Source organism: Pseudomonas sp. SST3 (genome assembly GCF_003325755.1).
Genome location: NZ_QORI02000002.1, coordinates 298,741 through 305,084, shown reverse-complemented (window position 1 = coordinate 305,084; position 6,344 = coordinate 298,741). Strand labels below are relative to the sequence as shown.

The 6,344-nt window shown below is 58.6% G+C and carries 5 protein-coding genes and 2 rRNA genes; 5 read left to right on the top strand and 2 right to left on the bottom strand.

All coding sequences use genetic code 11. From position 1 onward, the window contains the following. From DQ405_RS03580 to DQ405_RS03565, 4 genes are all read left to right on the top strand, one after another. Positions 1-164: ribosomal RNA gene (locus DQ405_RS03580) — 23S ribosomal RNA — on the top strand; the annotation flags it as partial. A gap of 155 nt (positions 165-319) precedes the next feature. Then, positions 320-435 (top strand): 5S ribosomal RNA (gene rrf, locus DQ405_RS03575). Positions 436-1,585: 1,150 nt separating this feature from the next. Then, on the top strand, positions 1,586-2,011 hold the full coding sequence (locus tag DQ405_RS03570; RefSeq protein WP_168422963.1) for an HPF/RaiA family ribosome-associated protein: 426 nt from the start codon (positions 1,586-1,588) through the stop codon (positions 2,009-2,011). A 181-nt stretch (positions 2,012-2,192) separates the two neighbouring features. Continuing rightward, the gene (locus DQ405_RS03565) at positions 2,193-2,756 is read left to right on the top strand and encodes a histidine phosphatase family protein (RefSeq protein WP_168422962.1); all 564 of its coding nucleotides are present in this window, start codon (positions 2,193-2,195) and stop codon (positions 2,754-2,756) included. 625 nt (positions 2,757-3,381) lie between these two features. Here the strand turns inward: DQ405_RS03565 and DQ405_RS03560 are convergent. After that, positions 3,382-3,594: a cold-shock protein gene (locus DQ405_RS03560; protein WP_168422961.1), complete on the bottom strand. Its 213-nt coding sequence runs from the start codon at positions 3,592-3,594 to the stop codon at positions 3,382-3,384. Between the two features lie 453 nt (positions 3,595-4,047). Continuing rightward, the gene (locus DQ405_RS03555) at positions 4,048-5,001 is read right to left on the bottom strand and encodes a LysR family transcriptional regulator (protein WP_168422960.1); all 954 of its coding nucleotides are present in this window, start codon (positions 4,999-5,001) and stop codon (positions 4,048-4,050) included. Between the two features lie 102 nt (positions 5,002-5,103). Between DQ405_RS03555 and DQ405_RS03550 the strand changes: the two genes are divergently transcribed. Beyond that, the gene (locus DQ405_RS03550; RefSeq protein WP_168422959.1) at positions 5,104-6,342 is read left to right on the top strand and encodes a 3-hydroxyacyl-CoA dehydrogenase; all 1,239 of its coding nucleotides are present in this window, start codon (positions 5,104-5,106) and stop codon (positions 6,340-6,342) included. Positions 6,343-6,344: the final 2 nt, after the last annotated feature.

Sequence of the window (6,344 nt, the reverse complement as noted above, 5' to 3'; positions counted from 1 at the left end):
ACCGCTGAAAGCATCTAAGCGGGAAACTTGCCTCAAGATGAGATCTCACTGGAGCCTTGAGCTCCCTGAAGGGCCGTCGAAGACTACGACGTTGATAGGCAGGGTGTGTAAGCGCTGTGAGGCGTTGAGCTAACCTGTACTAATTGCCCGTGAGGCTTGACCATATAACACCCAAACAATTTGATGTTTGCGTGTCAGACGGTTGAAGTCGACAAACAAACCGAAAAGACGCATCGCTCGCAAAGCGAAAGCAACACCGAAACACCATCACATACCCAATTAGGGGAAGCGACTCAACACCGACTCCCCAACCAAATTGCTTGACGACCATAGAGCGTTGGAACCACCTGATCCCATCCCGAACTCAGTAGTGAAACGACGCATCGCCGATGGTAGTGTGGGGTCTCCCCATGTGAGAGTAGGTCATCGTCAAGCTTCTACACCAAACCCCCGATCATCGAAAGATGGCCGGGGGTTTGTCTTTGCGCGAAAGAAAAGTCGATCGGCTCCTGGGGCTGGCAGCATGCCCGACCGAGCAGGGCTCAGAAAGCGGCCCAGCCATAGGTCGCCTAGCGGCGAGTTCTTCTGCTGATTTGCCCCATCGCAACCGGCGTCTCCTGAGCATTTGCCCTTCCGATAGCGTCTTCCGAGCACCACCTTGGCGGCTTGTCCGAAGGGGTTGATACGGCCGAAGCGGCCTTAGGGCGGCATGAACTCTTTACAAATCACCCGTAGTACCCTTGACACTGCCTTCCGAGGCTGGACGCGACCGCACGCCCTGTTTTGGGTGTGGCAGCAAAATAGTGGGTTTGTCGAAGCAGCCGGTGTCCTTTTTCGGTTGTACGAAAGGGCGCGCGCTGGGAGCCGTTGATCTGCTGCGTCGGATGTTTACCGATGCGCGACGCGTCTTCGTCGCTGTGGGCACGCTTGAGCCAAACGAAGTGGAATCGCTGTCACCGTAGATCACGCGGTAGCCCTCGGCGCGCGCAGGGGGCCGTTGTGTCTGCCCGGCACTGAATCGGAGCTACCCGATGACGGTTACGCGGGCTCCCCCCGGTCGGGCGCCGTATGGAACTTCGCAATGCTAGCCGCGGCGATGATCGAGCGAGGGGGTTGACGAGTACGCCTTCGTACGCTCCGGGTGGCAAATAGCTTTTGCGCCGCTGAATGCCTGAGCTCGACTGGGTGAAGAGCATCGACACCGTGCCTACGTGGCCGCGATCGCTTGGGCAATGAGCTCAAATGCATACATAAAGGCCTTACGGGCCAATGCCCCAATCCTTTTGTCCCGCACCATCTGTGCGGTGGCATGCGGTGACGCGGGTATGTTTCTTGGCGCGCGCGCAGGCAGTGGCCAGTGCCGGCGAGATAGCAGAGCGCGGCGTAACCTGAAGCGAACCGCACCTGTGGGGTGGTAGTGACGGTGCATGCCGGGTGTTCTGCACCCATTTGCTCCGCTTCCCTGATCTGAGTCAGTCCGGGCTATCCTCCCCTTGCCGACAATCGAGGTAGACGAAGCCGCTGAACCTCAGCGATGCAGGCGCCTCGAACCTTAGTAGGTACGTCATAAACCAGGAGTAGTCGTATGCATGTTCAAGTCAACAGCCACCATATCCCCGGTAGTGTCGAGCTGCATGAATGGGTGGGTTCGACCGTAGAGGAGCGGTTGGAGCGCTTCGACGATTTTCTCACCCGAATCGAGGTGCATGTCAGCGACGAGAATGCGCAGAAAGCCGGCGCCGACGACAAGCGTTGTCAGATCGAAGCGCGACCCAAGGGACATCAGGCTGTTTCCGTTACTCACAAAGCCGAATCGCTGCAGCTGGCAGTCGACGGCGCGGCGGAAAAGATGCGTCATGCGCTGGAACACCTGATGGGCAAGCTGGACAGCAAGGTACTCTCTAGTAGTGAAATCAACGATCCGCTGCTCGACGAGCAACCGCGCGCCGTCAAGGACGCCATGCTTGAAGAAGATTTCCTGGCAAAGCAGGACACCCTCGACCGGCAGTAAGCGCTCCGGACCCCGCCCAGAACCACGGGCGGGGTACCGGGGGTTTCGATACCAGCCAGCCGCTTATCTAAGCGACGCGGTGAGAAACTTTTCGAGGGTCCTGCGCCCTGTCCCCATTGCGGAACCGGCAGGCGGCGCGGCTTTCGAACCCTTATCCTCATTTTCGGTTGGCTTCCCTTGAATGCAGATCATCCTGGTACGTCACGGCCGGCCTGCCCATTCGGCCACGCCTTGGAGCACGCCCGTCGGCATGAAAACCTGGGTGGAGCGTTACAACGCGGCAAACATAGCCGCTGGCGAGTGTCCTGAAAGACTCGCGCAGCTCGCCGGCTCGGTCGGAGTGGTGTTGTGCAGTTCGTTGTTGCGCTGCGTGGAATCTCGTTCCTGCCTCAGCTGCGAATGCTCACAAGAACCCGACCCCCTATTCGCCGAGGCGCACCTGCCATACCCCGATTGGTCCCTTCCGTTAATGCCGTCGCGTATCTGGCGGGTAGCATTTCGCGCAGCCTGGTTCTATGGGTTCGCCAATCATACCGAGCATGTTGGCGAATCGGGCCGGCGTGCTAGCGCCGCTGGGGACAAACTGATTCAACTGGCCGAAGCGCATGATAGTGTGCTCCTCGTGGGGCATCGAATCATGAACATGCTGATTGCCAAGCAGCTGCTCCGACGTGGCTGGCGCGGCCCGGCGTTTCCACTCCTGGCGAAATATTGGGACGCCAGTCATTACCATAAGCCTCGCTGATCCAGCGAGGCGGTGTCGGTCGGAATGACTAATACACATTAAACCCACGGTTATTGGCTGCGGCTGACGCTTCCGGTTGGACTCGTACGAACATCAGCCGGAGCGGGGAGGCACAAACTCCACGAAGTTATGCCGCTAGGCTTCTGGCTCGGTGCTTAAGCGCCTTGAGTTCTCGGCAGAGCGGCTATCGTTCTGAGGTAGATGAGTGCATGCGCTATAGCGAAAGGCTTACAAGAAATCGCGTTGATCACCGCTTTGGTTAATCGAAGCGAATGATTAATCTACACCCACTCTGAAGCGCAGGACGCGCTCAGGATCAGGAAGATCGACCACCGCCAGGACGGCACTCGAAAGGATTCGATACGGTCAGAAAAAACCGCTTCGGCGGGTTTTTTTGTGTCCTGACAAAGCTGTATGCGTCGTCTAGCCCCACGTTCGATCGGCTCCTCTCATGTCGCATCATGCGTACGGGCCAGCCATACAGCGTGGGACATTTTCTGGGGTTTCGAGCCGTAAGTCATGAGGCGATAGCCGCTATGCGATCCTCAATATAGAAAGGCATTTGCGCTGCGTTTATTTAAGGCAAAAAAACCCCGCCGAAACGGGGCTTTTCATATCAGGCGTCTTAAGAGACTTGTACCTGATCGGCCTGCATCCCTTTCTGACCCTTAGTGGCCATGAAAGAGACCGCCTGGCCTTCGCTCAGGCTTTTGAAGCCCGCGCTTTCGATTGAACGGTAATGAACGAAAAGGTCTTCACTGCCATCGGTTGGAGTGATGAAGCCGAAGCCTTTTTCATCGTTGAACCATTTAACGGTGCCGGTTTGACGAGTAGACATGATGTATCTCCGAGGTGTTTTTAGGCTGCAGCACTGAACATTCGGCGCCGAGACTGAGAAGCGAGAAGCAAAACGAACCGAGGAGATGAAACTGAGAAACATCAAACCGGGTGTCGAAGTGTTAATTGCGAAGCAGTGAGGCGCAATATACGCAAGTAAAGATATAAGTACAGATATATATCGTTCTGCTTGCATTGAATAAATAATTAGCGGCCATATTCGTCATCCAGATCACAGATAAGCGATTGTTAAATATCAGTATTGGCTAAAGAGGGCCATCGGTCGGTTAAGCGCACCGAAGCGGTCGCTCTTCGTAGGCCTGGCTTTAACGGGCCGTTCCGTTTAGCTATCTACGTCAGTTCACTGTTGAAAACGAGACATCAGATTCATTAACCATGGCGCGTACGGCGGTGACTTGCTCGTCGTTTGCAGCTGCTCTCATCCCGCTGACCGTTAAGACCTCGACGCCCGCGGTTGACGGTGGCCTTGGTGTTGCCGAGGTAGAACATCAGTGACGGCGATGGCCGCGATTTGCTCGATCAGCCACTGCAGCGCTGCATCCCGTTCACGCTGAGCGACGCTGACGATGTCCAGCTGAAAAGTGCCGAGATCGAAGGGTAGATCGAGGAGTTGTAATGGCAGCAGCTGGGCGAAATGCCGGGCGAGCTGGGTTGGGAGGACTGCGGCGAGGTCGCTGCTGGCGACGATATGGGCGGCCTGTAGGTAGTTGGGCGTGGTATAGACGACGTCGCGGCTGAGTCCTTGGTCTTCCAGCCATTGATCGACCATGCCACGCGTCTGGCCGCCATGGACCCAGAGGTGACGCAGGCGCAGAAATGCGTCGAGATTCAGCGTCTTGCCAATCAACGGATGCCCTTTGCGCACCGCGACCTGCAGTGTCTCGCTGGCCCAGCGGCGGGTGTGGAAACGCGTCGGCACATCGACGAAACGGCCTAGTACCAGATCCAGCTCGCCGTCATCCAGCGCCGCCGCGGGCAGGCTCGGGGTCAGGTGTTGAATCGCCAGTTGGATGCCCGGCGCCACACTCGCCAGATGGGCCATTAGCGAAGGCATGCAGATCAGTTCGACGTAGTCGGTCACGGCGATGACGAAGCGCTGGCGGCTGGTGGTGGGATCGAAAAAATCGCCGGCGTTCAGTGTATGTTCGATCTGCTGCAGCGCATCACGAATCGGCACCTCCAGGCTCAGCGCGCGTGGGGTGGGCTGCATGGCGCGCCCGACCCGTACCAGCAGCGGATCATCGAGCAGTTCGCGCAGACGGTTGAGTGCGTTACTGACCGCCGGTTGACTGAGCGAGAGCCGCTCGGCAGCGCGGGACACGTTGCGTTCGCGAAGCAAAGCGTCAAGCACGCGGAGGAGGTTGAGGTCAAAATTGTAGATATTCATTTGGTGAATCTGAAACATCACAAGACTAAATTTCAAAAATAGTATCGTCTTCGTCTATGGTTGGTCTCCAGTTTTTTCCGCCTTGCGACGAGGACAGCTGCAATGAGCCAAACCCGCTTCGATATCCAGACCGCCGCCGTGATCGGCGCGGGCACCATGGGCCGCGGCATCGTCATGAGCCTGGCCAACGCCGGTGTGCAGGTGCTGTGGCTGGACAACAATCCCGAGATGCTCGAACAGGCGGTGGGCGTTGTCGCCGATACCTACGCGCATAACGTCCGGCAGGGGCGCATCGACGAAACCCAGGCCGAAGCGCGCCGCGCATGCATCAGCAAGGCCGCCGACTATCAGGCGCTGGCGAACGTGGATCTGGTGATCGAGGCGGTGTACGAGAATCTCGAACTCAAGCAGAACATCTTTCGCGAGCTGGACGGCATCGTGAAGCCGGCCGGCATCCTTGCCAGCAACACCTCGGCGCTGGACATCGATGCCATTGCTGCTGTCACCGGGCGCCCGGAACAGGTGGTGGGCCTGCACTTCTTCAGCCCGGCGCACATCATGAAGCTGCTGGAGATCGTCCGCGGCGCGAAGACCTCCAAAGCCGTGCTCGACGCCTCCACTGAACTCGGCAAGCGCATGGGCAAGGTCAGCGTGATCGCCGGCAACTGCCCAGGCTTTATCGGCAACCGCATGCTCGCCACCTATGTCCGTGAAGCGCGGATGATGCTACTCGAAGGCGCCTATCCGCATCAGGTGGACGCCGCGCTGCAGGGCTTCGGTTTTGCCATGGGGCCGTTCCGCATGTACGACGTGGTCGGCATCGATCTGGAATGGCGCGCCCGGGAGCTGGCGGGCAAAGGGCAGGATGAGCCCGAGGTGCAGGTCGACAATCGCCTCTGCGAGCTCGGCCGCTTCGGCCAGAAGTCGCGCATGGGCTACTACCGCTACGCCGAGGGCAGCCGTCAGGCCGAGCACGATACGGAGGTGGATGCGCTGGTGCAGCGCGAATCCGAGCGGCTTGGCTTCCAGCGTCGCGAGATTGGCAGCGAGGAGATCCTTGAGCGCTGCCTGCTGGCACTGGTCAACGAAGGCGCGAAGATCCTCGAGGAAGGCATGGCCGAGTCCAGCGCCGATATCGACACCGTCTATCTCTACGGCTACGGCTTTCCCGCCGAAGTTGGTGGGCCGATGACTTGGGCCGATCGCCAGGGGCTCCCGGCCATTCGTGATCGCCTCAACGCCTTGGCCGAGCGTCACGGCGAGCACTGGCAGCCTGCCGAGCTGATCGACAGCTTGGCCACCCTCGGTGGCCGTTTCGTCGATTACAAGAAGGAGGCTTGAGC